This window comes from Methylobacterium sp. Leaf106 (assembly GCF_001422895.1).
GTDB classification, from domain to species: domain Bacteria; phylum Pseudomonadota; class Alphaproteobacteria; order Rhizobiales; family Beijerinckiaceae; genus Methylobacterium; species Methylobacterium bullatum.
This window is the reverse complement of record NZ_LMNB01000023.1, coordinates 62,962-79,128: the sequence shown is the minus strand read 5'-3', so window position 1 is coordinate 79,128 and position 16,167 is coordinate 62,962. Positions and strand designations below refer to the sequence as shown.

Annotated in this window: 12 protein-coding genes; 3 read left to right on the top strand and 9 right to left on the bottom strand. The window is 66.8% G+C overall.

The features are described 5' to 3' along the window. Positions 1-94: 94 nt before the first annotated feature. Positions 95-1,138 carry an acyltransferase family protein gene (locus ASF34_RS12175; protein ID WP_056161362.1) on the bottom strand — a complete coding sequence of 348 codons (1,044 nt, stop codon included), beginning with the start codon at positions 1,136-1,138 and terminating at the stop codon, positions 95-97. A 708-nt stretch (positions 1,139-1,846) separates the two neighbouring features. Between ASF34_RS12175 and ASF34_RS12170 the strand changes: the two genes are divergently transcribed. Then, positions 1,847-4,045, top strand: coding sequence for a right-handed parallel beta-helix repeat-containing protein (locus ASF34_RS12170; protein WP_056161360.1), 2,199 nt, complete (start codon positions 1,847-1,849; stop codon positions 4,043-4,045). Positions 4,046-4,355: 310 nt separating this feature from the next. Here ASF34_RS12170 and ASF34_RS12165 read toward each other — a convergent pair whose 3' ends face one another. The 4 genes from ASF34_RS12165 to ASF34_RS12150 are packed head-to-tail and all read right to left on the bottom strand — an operon-like array spanning position 4,356 to position 7,338. Continuing rightward, positions 4,356-4,901, bottom strand: coding sequence for a cytochrome b (locus tag ASF34_RS12165; protein WP_056161358.1), 546 nt, complete (start codon positions 4,899-4,901; stop codon positions 4,356-4,358). Beyond that, positions 4,898-6,010, bottom strand: a complete 1,113-nt coding sequence (locus tag ASF34_RS12160) for a catalase family peroxidase (RefSeq protein ID WP_056161356.1) — start codon at positions 6,008-6,010, stop codon at positions 4,898-4,900. Before ASF34_RS12160 ends, ASF34_RS12165 begins: the two co-directional genes overlap by 4 nt. A gap of 9 nt (positions 6,011-6,019) precedes the next feature. Continuing rightward, positions 6,020-6,811 (bottom strand): anti-sigma factor family protein, encoded by a 792-nt coding sequence (locus ASF34_RS12155; RefSeq protein ID WP_056161354.1) that lies wholly within the window; start codon positions 6,809-6,811, stop codon positions 6,020-6,022. Then, entirely contained in the window at positions 6,808-7,338 is a 531-nt protein-coding gene (locus tag ASF34_RS12150; RefSeq protein ID WP_026176215.1) for a sigma-70 family RNA polymerase sigma factor, read from the bottom strand. The genes ASF34_RS12155 and ASF34_RS12150 overlap by 4 nt, the downstream gene beginning before the upstream one ends. Before the next feature lie 282 nt (positions 7,339-7,620). On the opposite strand from ASF34_RS12150, the gene ASF34_RS12145 reads away from it, so the two are divergent. Beyond that, on the top strand, positions 7,621-7,890 hold the full coding sequence (locus ASF34_RS12145) for a hypothetical protein (RefSeq protein WP_056161352.1): 270 nt from the start codon (positions 7,621-7,623) through the stop codon (positions 7,888-7,890). A 610-nt stretch (positions 7,891-8,500) separates the two neighbouring features. On the opposite strand, the gene ASF34_RS12140 is transcribed toward ASF34_RS12145, so the two are convergent. From ASF34_RS12140 to ASF34_RS12130, 3 genes are all read right to left on the bottom strand, one after another. Beyond that, positions 8,501-9,910, bottom strand: coding sequence for a UdgX family uracil-DNA binding protein (locus tag ASF34_RS12140; protein WP_056162020.1), 1,410 nt, complete (start codon positions 9,908-9,910; stop codon positions 8,501-8,503). A gap of 173 nt (positions 9,911-10,083) precedes the next feature. Continuing rightward, complete coding sequence (locus ASF34_RS12135) at positions 10,084-11,298, bottom strand: putative DNA modification/repair radical SAM protein (protein ID WP_056161349.1); 1,215 nt, start codon at positions 11,296-11,298, stop codon at positions 10,084-10,086. Between the two features lie 316 nt (positions 11,299-11,614). Next, on the bottom strand, positions 11,615-12,238 hold the full coding sequence (locus tag ASF34_RS12130) for a RecX family transcriptional regulator (RefSeq protein WP_082494159.1): 624 nt from the start codon (positions 12,236-12,238) through the stop codon (positions 11,615-11,617). Between the two features lie 89 nt (positions 12,239-12,327). Here ASF34_RS12130 and ASF34_RS12125 point away from each other — a divergent pair, with 89 nt between their 5' ends. Beyond that, positions 12,328-13,758 (top strand): TAXI family TRAP transporter solute-binding subunit, encoded by a 1,431-nt coding sequence (locus ASF34_RS12125; RefSeq protein WP_056161344.1) that lies wholly within the window; start codon positions 12,328-12,330, stop codon positions 13,756-13,758. 15 nt (positions 13,759-13,773) lie between these two features. Here the strand turns inward: ASF34_RS12125 and ASF34_RS12120 are convergent, their stop codons facing one another. Further along, positions 13,774-16,041 carry a fused MFS/spermidine synthase gene (locus tag ASF34_RS12120; protein ID WP_082494158.1) on the bottom strand — a complete coding sequence of 756 codons (2,268 nt, stop codon included), beginning with the start codon at positions 16,039-16,041 and terminating at the stop codon, positions 13,774-13,776. Between the last annotated feature and the right edge of the window lie 126 nt (positions 16,042-16,167).

Sequence of the window (16,167 nt, the reverse complement as noted above, 5' to 3'; positions counted from 1 at the left end):
CCGGTTATTTTTAATTTGTATATTGGCTTTCACCTAGCATAATAAAATTATATTATCAAATAACTAGAATGACATCGGATATTTCGGAAAATATCTATGAACTAGCGTGAGACGGGCGCTTCAGGCCACTGAACAAGCCTCTGACGCATTGGGTCAAAGGAACCTCGATCCGACGATGCACGATCCAGGCAACGAGTCCGGCGAGTACGACTGCGCCGACGAATGCGACCATCCTCAGAGAGAAATTCTGAGGATCAAAGAATTTAAACAATACTTTCTCACATACTTGATAAGACAGGAAGTGCGTGAGGTACAGCGCATAGCTACTGTCTCCCTGCTCCACGGCAAAGGCGGTTCTCGAACTGATGCCGTTGGCTTCCAGCAACACTGCGGCAGTGACGAGTGAGGCCGCGGGCAGGCCGAGTGCGACGAAGCGAGGTGCTGTCGGCCAGAGAAATTCTGCCGCCAGCAACAGACCGAAACTGGCGAGGCCCAAGGCGCCGATCATCGAGACGTTGAGAAGACCAGCCGGAATAGTGATGCGGCGGACAACATAGCAAATCCACATGCCCGCAGCGAATTCAAGGATAATAGCATTCGTATAGAATCGGCCCAGCGCATTTACCGGCCGAAGCAGCAGCCCGATCATCACGAGGGCCACGATGACGAGGCTGACATAAATGTACCGGTTTATTTCCGGATAAATGTACAGACCCAGGAAAAAGAGACAATAGAAGAACATTTCGTAGTTGAGCGTCCATCCAAGGAACAGGATAGGCTGTATCAGGCCGTTCGACTTCTCGAATGGGATGAACGCCAATGACATGAGCAGATGGCCCAGCCCGTCATCGATGCTGCGAAACAGGAAGGGCGTCGAGAGGGCTGCGAGAAAGACGGCTATCGTCATGAACCAGTACAGCGGAACGACGCGAACCAGCCGTTTGATGAGGAATTGATATGGTGGCGCGATCCTGCCGTCGGTGGTGTAGGCCATCACGAACCCGCTGATGACGAAGAAGATATCGACCCCCCAGGAGCCCATCGAGTATTTGAGATGGCCGAACAGCAAGACTTGGCAGTGGAAGCAGACGACGAGATAGGCTGCGACCGCCCTCAAGGAGTGGATATTGTATATCATCAGATTGTTTCCACATACGATGATATGAGCGGGCGTTCGACGCTATCCAGAGTGTTGCAATCGACTGTATTGATCGGGAGCTCACCACCCGTATCATCGCGGCCTTGGGCTCCGCGAGGAAGTGCGCATCGGGACTACGTCCGTCTTGAGCGACAGTGGCCCCGCCAGCTCGGGCATTCGAGCCTGCACCCACCCGCTCGGTGCGGCCGGCAGCATCCGAGGCCACCTCCCGCCTTCGGGTGAAGACGGCCTCCTCCCAACTCCCGCCGCCCAGCTCCACCGCTCTCGATCCGATGATTGATCGCCGGGCCGGGACCCTGCTTCCGTCCGGTAGAAACGGGTCCGCGCTGTGCACGCACCGGCATGCCTCCCCCCTCTCCTCCGGCACGATCGGTGAGCCGCTCGACAGGATCGAAAATCATCCGCGACACATTTTGAACAAGTTCTGCTCACTAAGATTTGTTGTATCAATAAAGTACTAGATTACCGAAGTGTACCTATCTGTACATTTGCCGGAAAACATAGAGGAAGTTCTTCTTAGTACTGCCCGATAAATCAACAAATCCGATTATTCGCTCATCATTGCGATAATAATCTTGGGAATAGTGTCAGCGGACAACGCCGACGCTGAGGGGGATCCGTGACCAGAATCGGCGCGGATTGAGAGGATCGGCATCAGGACCGATCGCAGACACAACTGGAAAACGAATGCAGCATTCGCATCATGACGTCGCGTCGCAAGACGAGGAGCGTTCCACCTTCGATACGGGTCTCTGGTCGAGCCCGACATACGACTTCGTTTCAAGCTTCACCGAGAACGGCATTTCGAGCCCGGTTCCTGACATGGGCAGCCGGGAGCCCCTCTCCGACAGTCCGGATCTGGTGGAATCCGGCGCCGGCACGGCTCCGCTCACACGCCATGACGGGACGATCGTCGCCCGGGAAGGCGATGTCATTCGCGACCTCGACATCTATGTCGATAGCGGGCCCGGCATCGACGTCGATCACGTAAACAACGTGACCATCGAGAACGTCCGCATCCATATCAATGGAAACGGCGGCACCGAGGAAGGTGCCGGCATCCGTATCATGCGGGGTGACAACGTCACCGTCCAAAACGTCGAGGTCTTCAACGAGGGCGCACCCGAGACGGGCGCCGAGCGGACCCCGGACCATTACGGGATTTCGGCCTTCGAGGCCGAGGCTCTGAGCGTGACGAACGCCACGTTCCACGACACGTCGACGGGCATCCTGGTGCAGTACTCGCCGGGCGCCACACTCGAGGGCATCGAAGGCTACGATATGCGCGGGCCCTTCCCCCGCGGCCAGCTCGTACAGTTCGGCGAGTCGCCGGACAGCAGCCTCAACAACTTCTACGTTCACAACGATCCGAAGGTCGCCTGGACCGAGGACAACATCTCGATCTACTACAGCGACAACGTCACCGTCTCGAACGGCGTCATCGACGGCAACAACTCGCCGAGCGGCCAGGGGGTCATCTTCGAGGGATCGAACGACGGCACCGTCCGCAACGTCGACGCGATCCATATGGGCAATGGCGCCTTCGCGGATTACGGCCAGAACAACACCTTCGACTCCACGCGCTCCTTCGACAACATCGCGGAGGACCAGGGGCGTGGACATCCGCTCTCGAATGCCCTGCTCTGGGGCGTGAACGAGAGCACGGTCGTGACGGATTCCTCGTACCAGAACGCGGGAAATCCGGGCAACATCGTCTGGGGCGAGGGCAATATCGGCGCCGGCATCGACGTGACCGAAGTGACCGGCCAGGCGCCCATGGCGCATTGGACGAACGACTTCGGCCAGGGCGTCTCGGACCCGGCGCCGGACGTCGGCAAACCGGATCCCGTCTCCGAGGGACCGGATCCGGTGGTTCCGGACGTCGGACCGGCGCCCTCGCCCGAGGAGCCTCCGGTGGTCGCGCCGCCATCCGATCCGGTGCCCGGGGACGACACGGCTCCGCTGACACGCCATGACGGGACGATCGTCGCCCGGGAAGGCGATGTCATCCGCGACATGGACATCTATGTCGATAGCGGTCCCGGCATCGACATAGATCACGTGGACAATGTGACGGTCGAGAACGTCCGCATCCATATCAATGGAAACGGTGGCACCGAGGAAGGCGCCGGCATCCGCGTCATGGAGGGTGACAACGTCGATATCCAGAACGTGGAGGTCTTCAACGTGGGCGCCCCCGAGACGGGCGCCGAGCGGACCCCGGACCATTACGGGATTTCGGCCTTCGAGGCCGAAGACCTGAGCGTGTCGAACGCCACGTTCCACGACACGTCGACGGGCGTGCTCATCCAATACTCGCCGGGTGCAGAACTGGAAAACATCGAAGGGTACGATATGCGCGGGCCCTTCCCCCGCGGGCAACTCGTGCAGATGGGCCAGTCGCCGGACAGCACCCTCAACAACTTCTACGTCCACAACGATCCGAACGTCGCTTGGACCGAGGACAACATCTCGATCTACTACAGCGACAACGTCACCGTCTCGAACGGGGTCATCGACGGCAACAACTCACCGAGCGGCCAGGGTGTCATCTTCGAGGGATCGAACAACGGCACAGTCCGCAACGTCGACGCGATCCATATGGGCAACGGCGCCTTCGCGGATTACGGCCAGAACAACACGTTCGAGTTCACCCGCTCCTTCGACAACATCGCGGAGGACCAGGGGCGTGGAAACCCGCTCTCGAACGCCCTACTCTGGGGCGTGAACGAGAGTACGGTGGTGACGGATTCCTCGTATCAGAACGCGGGAAATCCGGGCAACATCGTCTGGGGCGAGGGCAATATCGGCGCCGGCATCGACGTGACCGAAGTGACCGGCCAGGCACCCATGGCCCATTTGACCAACGAGTTCACCTGGAGCTGATCCAGTCCGTGCCTTCGGACAAAGCTTAGGCTTGTCCGAAACGCATGACGCCAGACGTTCGGTGTGAACGAGCATCGACGATCTGGTGTCGCAGCCGAACGCGAAACAAATATGGGGTCGCGACCGGCAATGGTCGGGGCCCCATTCGTGTTCGACACCCTATCGGGCGATCCGGCATCCCCGACCCCTGCGACGCTGGTCACACCCTCACCCCCACGATCGGGAAAACCGGCCCGATCGGCACCCGAGATCGACCGACCGGCCGGTTTCGTTTCTGGCATGACGGTTTCGCGGGCCGCTTCGTGCCACATCAGCGGACACGGGACGGCCGAGCCGGGACCATGCTGGAGAAAACCCCATCCCGGCGGATCAAACCGTGCATCAGGGCCGCCCCCAGATGGGCGAGGATGAGACCGAACAGGGTGTAGGCCAGGATTGTGTGAAGCGGACGGAGCCACGCATAGAGACTTGGATCGCGCGGCAGGATCGGCGGCAGGACGAGGGAGCCGGCGAGCCCGATCGGATAGCCGGCCGCCGACAGCATCGCCCAGCCGACCAGCGGCAGGACGAGCATCAGCCCATAGAGCAGGACGTGCGAGACATGGGCCGCCCGCCGCTGCCAGCCCGGAAGGTCCGACGGCAGGCCGGGCGGGGGATGGCGCCAGCGGTTGAGCAGACGCAGCAGCGCGAGGACCAGGATGCCGATCCCGAGTGGGCGGTGCAGCGCGACCAGGGTGTGGTAATGCGCCAGCGAGGTCACCATCGCCACGCCGATGAACAGCATGGCGAGGATCAGGGCCGCCATGGTCCAGTGCAGCAGCCGGGCCGGCCGATTGAAGCGCGCGGTGTGGCTCACAATCCGGCTCCCGTTGCGGGCGTGTTCTGGACGGCGCTCGGCGTTTTCGGTTCGCCGGCGCGGCGCGTGAAGGATTGCGCATAGGCCGCCGAACGGGCGCTGAGCAGCGGATCGTCCGATCCCACGATGCCGGCGGGCAGGACGAGAGGATCGAAATTGACGTCGCGGCAATTGCCGTCCGCTTCCGACTGCGTGTCCGCGACGATCACGGTCCCGACGTCCAGGCTCTGCCGCTCGACCGGCCAGGGACGCGTCGCATCGGCCGTGGGGTCGCCGGGCTGCCCCAGGGTGACGACGAGATGCCACCGCACGGGCGCCCGACGGACGGCAGACTCGAAGTCGTCGAACAGAACGTTCTTGTCCGCGCGTGATCTCTGGGCTGGGCTCTCCGCCGTCGCGGCCTGCTCCGGCACGAACGCCCAGCGGACGGGCGTCCGGGTCCCGTCCGCGGCGATGAAGCGGAAGGCGTTCAGGCTCCGGAAGGTGTCGTCGGCGAAGCCCGAGGTGATCGTCCGCGCCTTGATCAGGGAAGCCGCTGTCGCGCTCTCGGGATGCGCGGCGAAGAACGCCTTGAGCGCCTCGGGATCGGGCTTGCCCGTGGCCGGATCGGGCTTGGCGGCGAGAAGCTGCGCGTAGAACCCCTCCGGGCTGCGGACCGGGAAGACCGGAATGTCGTTGTTGCCGGTGCGCCATTCCTCGCCGTCGGGCAGGTGGAAGCGCAGCGCGAGGCTGCGCACCGTCGTGGCCGCGTCCGCCGCGTAGGGCTGGCCGCCGGCCAGCGCGATGCGGCCGGTGATGGGCATCACCCGTCCCGCGGTAAACAGCGACGCCGTCGACACACCCGCGCCCCGGCCGCTGCTCACGAAGCGCCCGGCGAGGCAGAGCCCTTTGGCGTGGTTGCGCCGAAAGCCCGGATGGGGGCCATTCACCTGCTCGAAACGGTCGACGATCCGCGCCTGTGTCAGGTCCCCCGGAGAGAGCCAGCCGCCGGCATAGGCGAAGGCCCCCGTCGTGCCGGCGACGAGCGCCCCAATGGCGGCGAGGCGCAGACAAGCGGCACGCGGGCTCAAGGCCGAATCGGCCCCGGTGAGGTCGTTCAGAAGGGACATGGCGGGCCTTCAGATGGCTTTCGCGGTGGCGCGGCGAATCTCGTTGGCGAGCGGGTGCAGGATCGAAGGGTCGGCCGCCCCCACGAGGCTGTAGCCGAGCCCGTCCTGGACCCAGGCGTAGCCGTTCGACGTCTCCGTCGTGTGGGCGCGCATCGGCGCGTTGCCGGGAACGCTCATGGGCCGCATCAACATGACGAAGCGCGCGCCGTGCCCATCGTCGTACATCAGCAGCCCGGCGGGTCCCTGCTGCGTGGCGACGAGACGCCCGCCCATGAGGCGGTAACCGGAGCCGCTCAGGTCCGGCACGGCCACCGGCCGCTTCATCCGGGCGGTGAACCAGCCGGCGAGTTCGTCCCGGTCGGCGGCGGCGAGTTCGACGGGGCGGGTGTGGTCGGGCGCATAGACCGCGTAATTCATGCTCGCGGACTGGGCCAGCGCCTCGATGCCGGTGGGCACGGGCGCGACCACGTCGCGCAGGCCCCACCCACCGGCGCCTCCGACGAGGAGGAGCAGCCCGGCCGCCATCGCCTGCCAGATGGGGAAAACCTGCCAGATCGGACGTGCCGGCCGGCGGCGCGCCTCGACGATCCGCGCCAGGTTGAGCCGGGCCGGAACCGGCTCGGCGGCGATGGGCGCGAAGGCGGCCCGCATCTCCTCGCGCAGGGCGATCATCCGCGCCACCCGTGCCCGCGCCTCGGGATGGGCATCGAGATAGGCCTCGACCTCGCGCTTCCGGGCGGTGTCGAGCCGCTCGTCCACGAGGCCCTGTAGATCGTCGTCACCGATCGGACGCATGGTCATTTCACCCTCCGCAGGAGCGGGCGCTTGGCGGGGACGGAGGCTTCGGTACCGTCCATCGACTGGATCATCCGGTCCCTGGCCCGGGACAGGCGGGACATCACGGTCCCGGTCGGAATGGCGAGGATGTCGGCGGTCTCGGCGTAGGACAGGCCCTCTACCGTCACCAGCAGGAGCACGCTGCGCTGCTCTTCCGGCAGCGCGTCGAGCGCCGTCATCAGGTCCCGGTGGCGCAGGCCGCTCTCCTGGGTCGGCGCCACCGCGAGGTTAGCCTCCGCAATGTCCTCGATCGGCATGTGGGCGCCACGGCGAGCGCGCTGGCGCATCTGCGTCACGGCGAGATTGTGGAGGATGGCGAAGAGCCAGGTCCGCGCGTCGCCGTCGGCCTGGCGCTGGTGCCAGCGGGTGACGGCCCGCTCGAGGCAATCCTGCACCAGATCGTCGGCATCGGTCGGATTGCGAAGGAGGGCGTGCGCGTAGCGGCGCAGGGCCGGGATCAGCGGCTCGATGAGGCGCATCATGTCCATCATCTCCTGTCTCCTGGCATGGGCGGGGCTCCCGTCGGTACGCTGGCCGGACCGAACGTGCTTCGGGGCCGGCGACAGGGGCATGGACGCCGCGAAATCGTGTTTATTCCGCGTTCCCACGAAAAAACGTTGCACCCGGCATCGCGTATTCGTTCACGCGATTTGGTCCCGATCATAGCGTTGGAATTTTTCGACAGGGGCATGGAATAAGCAGCCGAAGACGTCGTCTGTCCGACATCGCTGCTCGACGAGACCGGATCGAGCAGCAACCACCGGAGACCTGACATGACGTTGATCAAGACCGTTTCGGCCGTCGTTTTCGCGTCCGCCTGCACGCTCGCCACCCTGACCGGTGCCTCTGAGGCCCGGCCCGCCCCGCATCGGACGGAAAGCCCGACGATCACCGGTTCGATCCCGGCGCCTGCCCAGTCGGCGTACTGGCTCGGCGGGCCGGACACCGACAGCGGAAACGCCAAGAACCCCGCGCTGCCGGGCTATGCCCAGGCCCGTGGCCAGGAGACCGGCGGCCCGGCCCGCGAGCTGATCCCGAACTAGAGCCGTGCCGGCCCATGGCGTCCGTATCCGGTCGGATCGGATGCCATGGGGAAATCCCCTCCCGACGGCGTCGAACGCTACCACGGGTCGGGGTTGGATCGACCCGGAGATCCCGAGAGCGAGCAGCCTCATGCGCGGCCCGAACCCTTCGCCTCCCTCATAGGGTGCCCCCAGGCCGACGCGTCCCGGCACGAACAGGCCGTCGAGTTTCTGGGTCCGGCTGTTTCGAAGCAGGCGACCGCCGCAGCTCGTGCAGAGGCGGCGTATCTTCGTCGTCCTCGGCAGCGGGCTCTATCTCTGGATCGCCCGCAGGCGATGGAGGACGCCAGGCGAGCAGGTGCTGCCCGGCGCGAGGCCGTCTGGCGCAGGAGCCACGGAATGAAGACGCGCCCGCTCCTCCGGTCCCGGATCTGGGCCATCCCATCGATCCTCGCCGCCCTGACCCTGCTCAGCCTGGTGATGGCCCTGGTCGTCGACGGACTGACTCTGGGACAGTCTGGCCAGCGCCGTGTCGGCCGGAATCCTGATCTACATGACCTACGAAGGGTTTCGCCCTCGGACGAAATAGCATTCCGACGGGTGCGGCGAGCACAGCGGCGCCGTCGCCTTGCTAGGCCCCCAACTCGCGCGCGAGGTCGCCCACCCGTTTCAGGTCGGCCACGAAGGCCGCGTAGGCGTCTTCCTTGGCCTCGTCCGGCAGGCGCAGGAGATAGGAGGGGTGCACGGTGATGAAGCCCTCATAGGCCTTGCCGAAGGAGGCCGGGCCGCGGGCGCGGGTGATCGGAATCGCCTTGCCCGTCAGGGCCAGGACGGCGGTGGCGCCCAGGGCGACGACGAGTTTGGGCGCCACGAAATCCAGCTCCCGGTCGAGCCACCAGCGGTAATGGCTCACCTCGCCAGCGGTGGGCTTCTGATGGATGCGGCGCTTGCCGCGCTCCTCGAACTTGAAATGCTTGACCGCATTGGTGAGGTAGGCCGCGTTCCGCTCTATCCCGGCATCCGCCATGGCGCGGGACAGGAGCTGCCCGGCCGGTCCCACGAAGGGCCGCCCCTGCCGGTCCTCCTGATCGCCCGGCTGCTCGCCGACAAAGGCGATGGCGGCATGGGCGGGGCCTTCGCCGAGGACGGCCTGGGTCGCGCCCGGCACCAGGGGCTCGGAGCGCCGGATGATGGCGTTGAGCTCCTCCAGTGAGGCGGGATCCTGGTCGGACATCGCGGCGACGGCCTTGGCGGGATTGCGCTTGGTCGGCATCTGCGGCTCCCGTTCGATCATGGCTTCCGTGCGGGCTGAGGCGGCGCGGACGAGGCCGGGGATCGCCGCGGTCTCGGGCATGTTGCGCCAATACTTCTTCGGCATTTCCGCCCGCATGGCGGCAAGGTTGGTGCGGGCCGGGTTGAAGGTGCTCTCATAATAATCGCGCCAGCCGGCCTCGAACCCGTCGGCCTCGGGCGCATCCTCGCGACGTCCCGGCGGGCCGAAGGTCAGGGTCTCCCCGTCCCAATGGGCGGAGCCGTCCGGCGTCAGGATCGTCCAGTGCAACGACCGGAAGCGCGTGACGAAGAAGGTGCTCGCCGCCTCGAGGATGTGATGGTCCGGCTCGAACCAGGCGACGAAGCGCTCGGCGCCGTCGGACTCCGTCCGCCGGAATCGCAGGAAGGCGTGCATCTTGTGCAGGTCGCGGGCGATGGCCTTACGCATCCGGTCGAGGCGATGGACCAGCGGGTCGCTGCCCACCTCCATCAGCCCGCGCTCGCCATGGGTGACGCGCCAGATCAGGGTGTAGAGCAGGGCGTAGCGCTCGGGGTCGCGGTGCGGGACGACCATGCGGATCAGGTCGGCCACCGCACGCGGCAGGCTCAACGGGATATCGGGGCCGAATTCGGGCGGAGCGGCCTCTCCGAAAAGGCCGGGAGCCTGCCCGATCGACCAGACCACCGCGTCGGGCGGGACCGATGACGCTGCAAGCCGGCGCACGGCGGCACGGAACCCATCGAGATCGGCGCCCTCGTGGAGGGTGATCGTTTGGAGTGATCCACCCGACCTTGCCCCCTCCGAGGGGGAGGGTGGCCCTCGCGTGAGCGAGGGTCGGGAGAGGGGAGCGCCATCTCCGGAGAGGTCGCCCCCTCTCCCGCCTGCTCCGCAGGCACCCTCCCCCGCAGAGGGGGGAGGGTGGTGCTCACCATCACGGTCCATCAAAACAGGCTCAGCTGCCGCGCCGGCTCGACGAGCTTGGCTCGCAGGTCCAGCCGGTCGGTGCCGCCGGCCCCTGGATGGTAATCGGCAGCGATCAGGAACGGGCGGGCCCGTTTCAGGCCGGAGGTGAGGCGGGCGACGTCGTCCAGACGCAGCCGCGTATGGCGGCGCGCCTTCACGATCTTGTCGACGGCACGCGCACCGAGGCCCGGCACCCGCAGCAGCATCTCGCGGTCGGCCAGGTTCACGTCCACGGGGAAGCGCCCCCGATGCTTCAAGGCCCAGGCCAGTTTCGGGTCGATGTCGAGGGAGAACATGCCGTCCTCGGCGGCTTCCGCCACGTCGTCGGCGGAGAAATCGTAATACCGGATCAGCCAATCGGCCTGATAGAGCCGGTGCTCGCGCTGAAGCGGCGGGGATTTCAGCGGCAGGATGGCGGAGCCGTCGGGGATCGGGCTGAAGGCCGAGTAATAGACCCGCTTCAGGTTGAACGAGCCGTACAGGAGAGCGCTCTTGCGGATCAGCGCCTCGTCGGTCGTGGTGTCCGCGCCGACGATGACCTGCGTCGACTGGCCGGCGGGCGAGAAGCGGCGCTTCTCGGCCTTCGCCTCGGTAATCCGGGCGCCGATCTGCTTCATCGCGTTCTGGATGACCGGGCCGTTCTTCTCCGGCGCCAGCCGGTGCAGGCTGGCATCGGTGGGGAGTTCGAGGTTGATCGAGAGGCGATCGGCATAGAGCCCCGCCTCTTCCACCAGCCACGGGCTCGCCTCCGGGATCGACTTGAGGTGGATATAGCCGCGAAAGCCGTGGTCGCGCCGCAGGTTCTTGGCCACCCGCGTCAGCAACTCCATCGTGTGGTCGGGCGACTTAATGATGCCCGAGGAGAGAAACAGCCCCTCGATGTAGTTACGCTTGTAGAACTCCACCGTGAGGGTCACGACCTCCTCGACCGTGAACTTGGCGCGAGCGACGTTGGAGGAGCGCCGGTTCACGCAATAGGCGCAGTCGAACAGGCAGTAATTGGTCAGCAGGATCTTCAGGAGCGAGATGCAGCGCCCGTCCGGCGTGTAGGCGTGGCAAATGCCGGCGCCGGTGGTCGAGCCGAGTTCGCCCTTGCCGGCCACCCGTTTGGGCGCCCCCGACGAGGAGCAGGACGCATCGTATTTCGCGGCATCGGCCAGGATGCGCAGCTTCTTGGCGAGGGTCTCGTCCATGACAGGGACATGCGCGTCGTTCGTGTTTCGTTCAAGTTTTTGTCGCGACCAGTCGGAAATGTCGCAGGGTGCTGTTCCCTCTCCCCGGCGGGCGGGGAGAGGGCCGCATGGATCTTGTCGTCCATGCGGCGAGCGCAGGCGAAAGCCGAAGCGGGGGTGAGCGGGGGTGAGGGGGCGAATCCGGATGAGGCGTGTACGGCTCGGCCCCCTCACCTTCGGCTGCCGCCTCGCTTCATGCCCCGACGAGGGGGCATGAAGCCCTCTCCCCGCACGCGGGGAGAGGGGAAGCATGACTCGGCTCACGGAGGGACGGCCATCACCGGCCGAGCCCGTCCTCCGCATTCACCTCCTCGTCGACGATCGTCTTCGCCAATCCGTACGAGAACCCGGCCCTCGCCATGGAGGCGAGATCCTTGTCCCGGTGGGCGGCGCGGAGGTCGGGGCGGCGGAACGGGCCGAGCCGGCGGCGCTTGGCGTAGGCACGGGCGGCCACCTCCTCGGCATCGGTGCCCTCCTCCTCGCCCCGGTCGCGCTCGGTTTCCAGGGTTTCGGCGATCAGCGTCCGGTCGACCCCCTTGGCGGCGAGCTTGGCCGAGAGGCCGCGGGCGGAGGCCCCGCGCCGGCGCAGGGTCGCCGCCCGCGCGGCGGTGAAGCGGGCGTCGTCCACGAGGCCGGAGGAACGGGCGCGCTCCACGATGGCGGCGACGGTCTCGGCGAAGGCGGCGGGGTCTTCGTCCCGGAGCCGGCACCGCTTGGCGACCCGGCGCTCCAAGGTCTGGCGCAGCATCGCCACAGAGGCGCTGTAGCGCTCCAGATACTGCAGGGCGACGCGCTCCAGATACGCAGCCGTGATCGGCGGCGTAGGTTTTGCCGCGCGGGGCGTGGATTTTGCCTGTCGCAAGGGCACAGTACGTCCCGCTGCAACGTTTCGAGCGCTCATCGGTTCATCACGCTTCGGACAGGTTTCAGGATCATGAGGCGCATCGTCTCGACCGTGAACCGGTTGCCTGTCTTACCCCGAGAGGACGCATGCATGTCATGCCGGCATTCCTCCTGAAGCGCGAGTGGCTCCTGGTCGCGCTCGGCCTCGGCTTCGCCGTGCTGGCGGCCGCCGTGGTCTACCTGTCGCGCCCGACTGTGCTTACCGTGGCGGTCGGTCCGCGCGACGGGGCCGAGGCGCAGTTGCTCGAAACCTATGCCCAGGCCCTCAAACGGGCGCGGGAGGACGTGCGCTTGAATGTGCGGACCTATGACGACGTGCGCGACAGCGCCGCCGCGCTGCAGGCCGGCAGCGCCGATCTCGCCGTGGTCCGGCCCGACGTGTTCCTGCCCGATAACGGCCTGACCCTGGCGCTCCTTCACGAGGAGACGCTCCTCATCGCCACCCCAGAGGCCAGCGCGATCGAGAGCTTCCCCGACCTCGCGACCAAGCGCCTCGGCATCGTCGAGCGGCACGCCGCCGACCGGCCCTTCGTCACCAACCTCCTCGGCTTCTACGATTTCACCGCCGTACCGACGCCCGAGCCCGGGCAGGCCCTCGCCGCCGGCCATATCGCCCTGGTGCCGCTCAAGCCCGGCGAGGTGACCGCGGCGCTGCTGGCCGGCACCGTGGATGCCGTCGCCGTCATCGCGGCGCCGACCTCGAAGGCCGCCATCTCCACGGTCCGGGCGGTGGAGATGGCCTCTCACGAGAAGAAGATCACCATCGTCTCCGTCCCCGATGGCGACGCCATCGTGCAGCGGATGCCCGAGTTGCAATCGGCGACGATCCCCGCCGGCACGTTCGGCGGCCGGCCCAAGCGCCCCGAGGAGGACGTGAAGACGGTGGGCGCTTCCTACCGGCTGATGGCGCGGGGCGGAGTGAGCCGCTACTCGGTGGCCTCCGTCACCCAGCACCTGTTCGAATGGCGCTCGAAGCTGGCGCCCGGCGCGCCCATCGCCAACCTGATGAAGGCCCCGGATTTCGAGACGTCGGTGGCCGCCACCAGCGCCCGCCTGCCCAACCATCCGGGGGCGGTCGATTATTTCGAGCGCGAGCAGCAGACCCTGTTCGAACGCTACGAGGATTACGTCTACCTCCTCGCCTTTTTCGGCGGCACCATCGGCTCCGGCATCGCCTGGCTCGGCCAGCGCCTCGCCCGCCAGCGCCGCGAGCGGGTGGACGTGGTCCTCGACCGGCTCCTCGACATCCTCAGGGACATCCGCTCGGCCACCACGAGGGAGCAGCTCGACGGCCTCGTGCGCGAGACCGACGACCTCGTCACCGACGTCGTCCAGCACGCCCGCGAGCGCAACGTCGACACCCGCGCGATGAACGCCCTGATCCTGGCCATCGACGCCGTGCACGGCGCCATCGCGGATGCCCGCCGGTCCCTCGTCACGGGCGCCGAGCCCGAGCGCCGGCCCCTGCGGACGCGGTCCGCGCGTCTCCTCAGGCTGGATCGGCCGGCGGCGGAATAGGCGCGGCTTTTCCCCTCATCGCCTCATCTCGTCGAGCATGGCCTCGACGACGTTGCTGAAATCGTCGCTCCAGGGACGGCGGCCCATGTCGGGCACGACCCGCGTCCACTCGCCCGGTTCGGCGAGCGTCCCGAGATGGGCCTCGTCGCGGGCGATGGCGACGACGATGGAGGCCTGACGGAAGCGCGGTCCGTCGATGCTGTCCATCAGGCGCCCGTCGCGGACGAAGGTGACGAGGCCCTTGTCGGCTGCCGCGCGGGCGAGGATGTGGCGCAGTTCGAGGTGCCGGTTCGAGATGTGGACGACGAGGGCGCCGTCGGGCGCGAGCTTCGCGGCGTAGAGCGCCAGTGCTTCCCGCGTCATGAGATGGCTCGGGATCGAGTCGGAGGAGAAGGCGTCGACCACGATCAGGCTCTTCCCGCCGGGCTCGTCGGCCAGGGTCAGGCGCGCATCGCCGAGGACGATCCGCGCATCGGGGGCGCAGGCGCCGAGGAAGCGGAACAGGGCGGGATTCCGCGCGATGCGGACCACTTCCGGGTCGATCTCCAGGAAGGTCCAAGCCTCGCCGGCCTGGGCATGGCAGGCGAGGCTGCCGGCACCAAGCCCGACCACGGCCACCGTGTCGAGGCGTCCGCCTTGGCGTGACCGGACGGCGGCGATCGCGCGGCCGATGCCGCCCTCCATGGTGAAGTAGGTCACCGGCTCGGGCCGCCCGGTGAACGGCGTACCGTCCTCGTTGGTGATCCGCATCGCGCCGTGCAGGGTGGTGCCGTGGCTGAGGGTGCGGAAATGTCCGTCCGTCGAGGTGGCGATCTTGTGCACCCCGAAGAACGAGCGCACCGACGCGCCCGAGGTCAGGGCTCCGCTGACCGTGGCCGAGAACAGGGCGAGGCCCATCGCCAGAAGCGCCACGTTCTGCGGCTTGCGCCAGAATGCGATCATCGCCCCCATCAGGCAGAGGGCGCCGACGATGAGCCAGGAGCGTGGCAGGATCGTCAGGTTGATCAGGAGGGCCAGCACGATCAGCCCAGCCAGGATGGCGAGCGACCGCCGGTTCTCGCGCCAGGACGCGGCGGACAGGATGGACAGGTCCGGGCGGCACAGAAGGGCGGCCACGAGCAGGATGGGGTATTCGAGGACGGTGGAGAAGATGCGCGGCGCGAGAAGCCCACAGAAGATGCCTCCGAGCATGCCTCCGAAGGACAGGCAGAGATAGAACTCGGTGAGCCGCGACGCATCCGGGCGGCGCGTGTAGAGCGCCCCGTGGCAGATCATGGCGTTGACGAAGAAAAGGCCGAGATGGAGCGCCAATCCGATCCCGAGCGGGAACGCCGCCGTCATGGGCAGGAGCGCCATCGCGGTGCCGAAGACCTGGATACAGGCGAGGACGGTCTGGGACGGGACCATCCGCTCGCGGAAGGCGAGGACGAAGGTGAGGAGGAACAGCGCCAGGGGCGCGACCCAGAGCAGGGGCGCGGCCGCCACATCGGTGGAGATGTGCGCCGTCACCGAGACGAGGAGGCCCGAGGGCACCAGGGAGAGGGCGATCCAGCCGAACCGCTGGCGCCAGATCTCACGCCGGGTGGCGGAGGCCGTCGCGACGCCGGCCGCGATCCGGGACGGGGCCGAGGCGTTGCGCGCGGCTGCGGCGGCGCAGATCGCGATCAGCCCGGCGAGAACCGCGAATCCCAGCATCCAGACCCGGCTCTGGTCGCGCAGGGTGAGGAGCGGCTCGATGGCGAGGGGATAGGCGATCAGGGCCGCGAAAGAGCCGATGTTCGACGCCCCGTAGAGGAAGTACGGGTCGCGCGCATGGGGGTGGTTCGAGCGCGAGAACCAGGCCTGCAGCAGCGGCCCGTTCGCCGACAGGGCAAAGAACGGCAGGCCCACCGAAACGAGGAACAGCCCGAGCAGCCAGACGGCTTCCCCATCGGCGGGCGGCTTGCCCCAGCCCGCACCCAGTTCGATCGGCAGCGCCGCCAGGGCGCAGCCCATCACGGCGAGGTGGAGCGGGGCGGCGACGCGCAGCGGCAGGTAGCGGGCCAGGGCATGGGCATAGGCGTAGCCGGCCAGAAGCAGGGACTGGAACACCACCATCGCCACGGACCAGACCGAGGGCGAGCCGCCGAGGACCGGCAGCACCATCTTGGTGAACATCGGCTGGACGCCGAAGAGCAGCAGGGCCGAGAGGAAGATCGTGGCGACGAACAGCGCGAGAAACGCCGTCGCTCGGGACGATCCGCTCAAACCGGCATGCCGGGCTCCGTCCGCTGCCATGGTCATTGGTCGAGCCCACTCCGTTTCCGCCTGCCGATTAACGGAAGAGGCCGTTAAATTGTGGTTGCTCCGGAGGAGGCGGATCGTTCGCGGACGTCATGATTCGTCGTGGACGGCGCTCGTCCGACCGGC

Coding starts and splice junctions, on each gene's coding strand:
- ASF34_RS12175 (WP_056161362.1), bottom strand. CDS start 1,138: ATGATATACAATATCCACTCCTTGAGGGCGGTCGCAGCCTATCTCGTC.
- ASF34_RS12170 (WP_056161360.1), top strand. CDS start 1,847: ATGCAGCATTCGCATCATGACGTCGCGTCGCAAGACGAGGAGCGTTCC.
- ASF34_RS12160 (WP_056161356.1), bottom strand. CDS start 6,010: ATGTCCCTTCTGAACGACCTCACCGGGGCCGATTCGGCCTTGAGCCCG.
- ASF34_RS12155 (WP_056161354.1), bottom strand. CDS start 6,811: ATGACCATGCGTCCGATCGGTGACGACGATCTACAGGGCCTCGTGGAC.
- ASF34_RS12150 (WP_026176215.1), bottom strand. CDS start 7,338: ATGATGGACATGATGCGCCTCATCGAGCCGCTGATCCCGGCCCTGCGC.
- ASF34_RS12145 (WP_056161352.1), top strand. CDS start 7,621: ATGACGTTGATCAAGACCGTTTCGGCCGTCGTTTTCGCGTCCGCCTGC.
- ASF34_RS12135 (WP_056161349.1), bottom strand. CDS start 11,298: ATGGACGAGACCCTCGCCAAGAAGCTGCGCATCCTGGCCGATGCCGCG.
- ASF34_RS12130 (WP_082494159.1), bottom strand. CDS start 12,238: ATGAGCGCTCGAAACGTTGCAGCGGGACGTACTGTGCCCTTGCGACAG.
- ASF34_RS12125 (WP_056161344.1), top strand. CDS start 12,328: ATGCATGTCATGCCGGCATTCCTCCTGAAGCGCGAGTGGCTCCTGGTC.
- ASF34_RS12120 (WP_082494158.1), bottom strand. CDS start 16,041: ATGACCATGGCAGCGGACGGAGCCCGGCATGCCGGTTTGAGCGGATCG.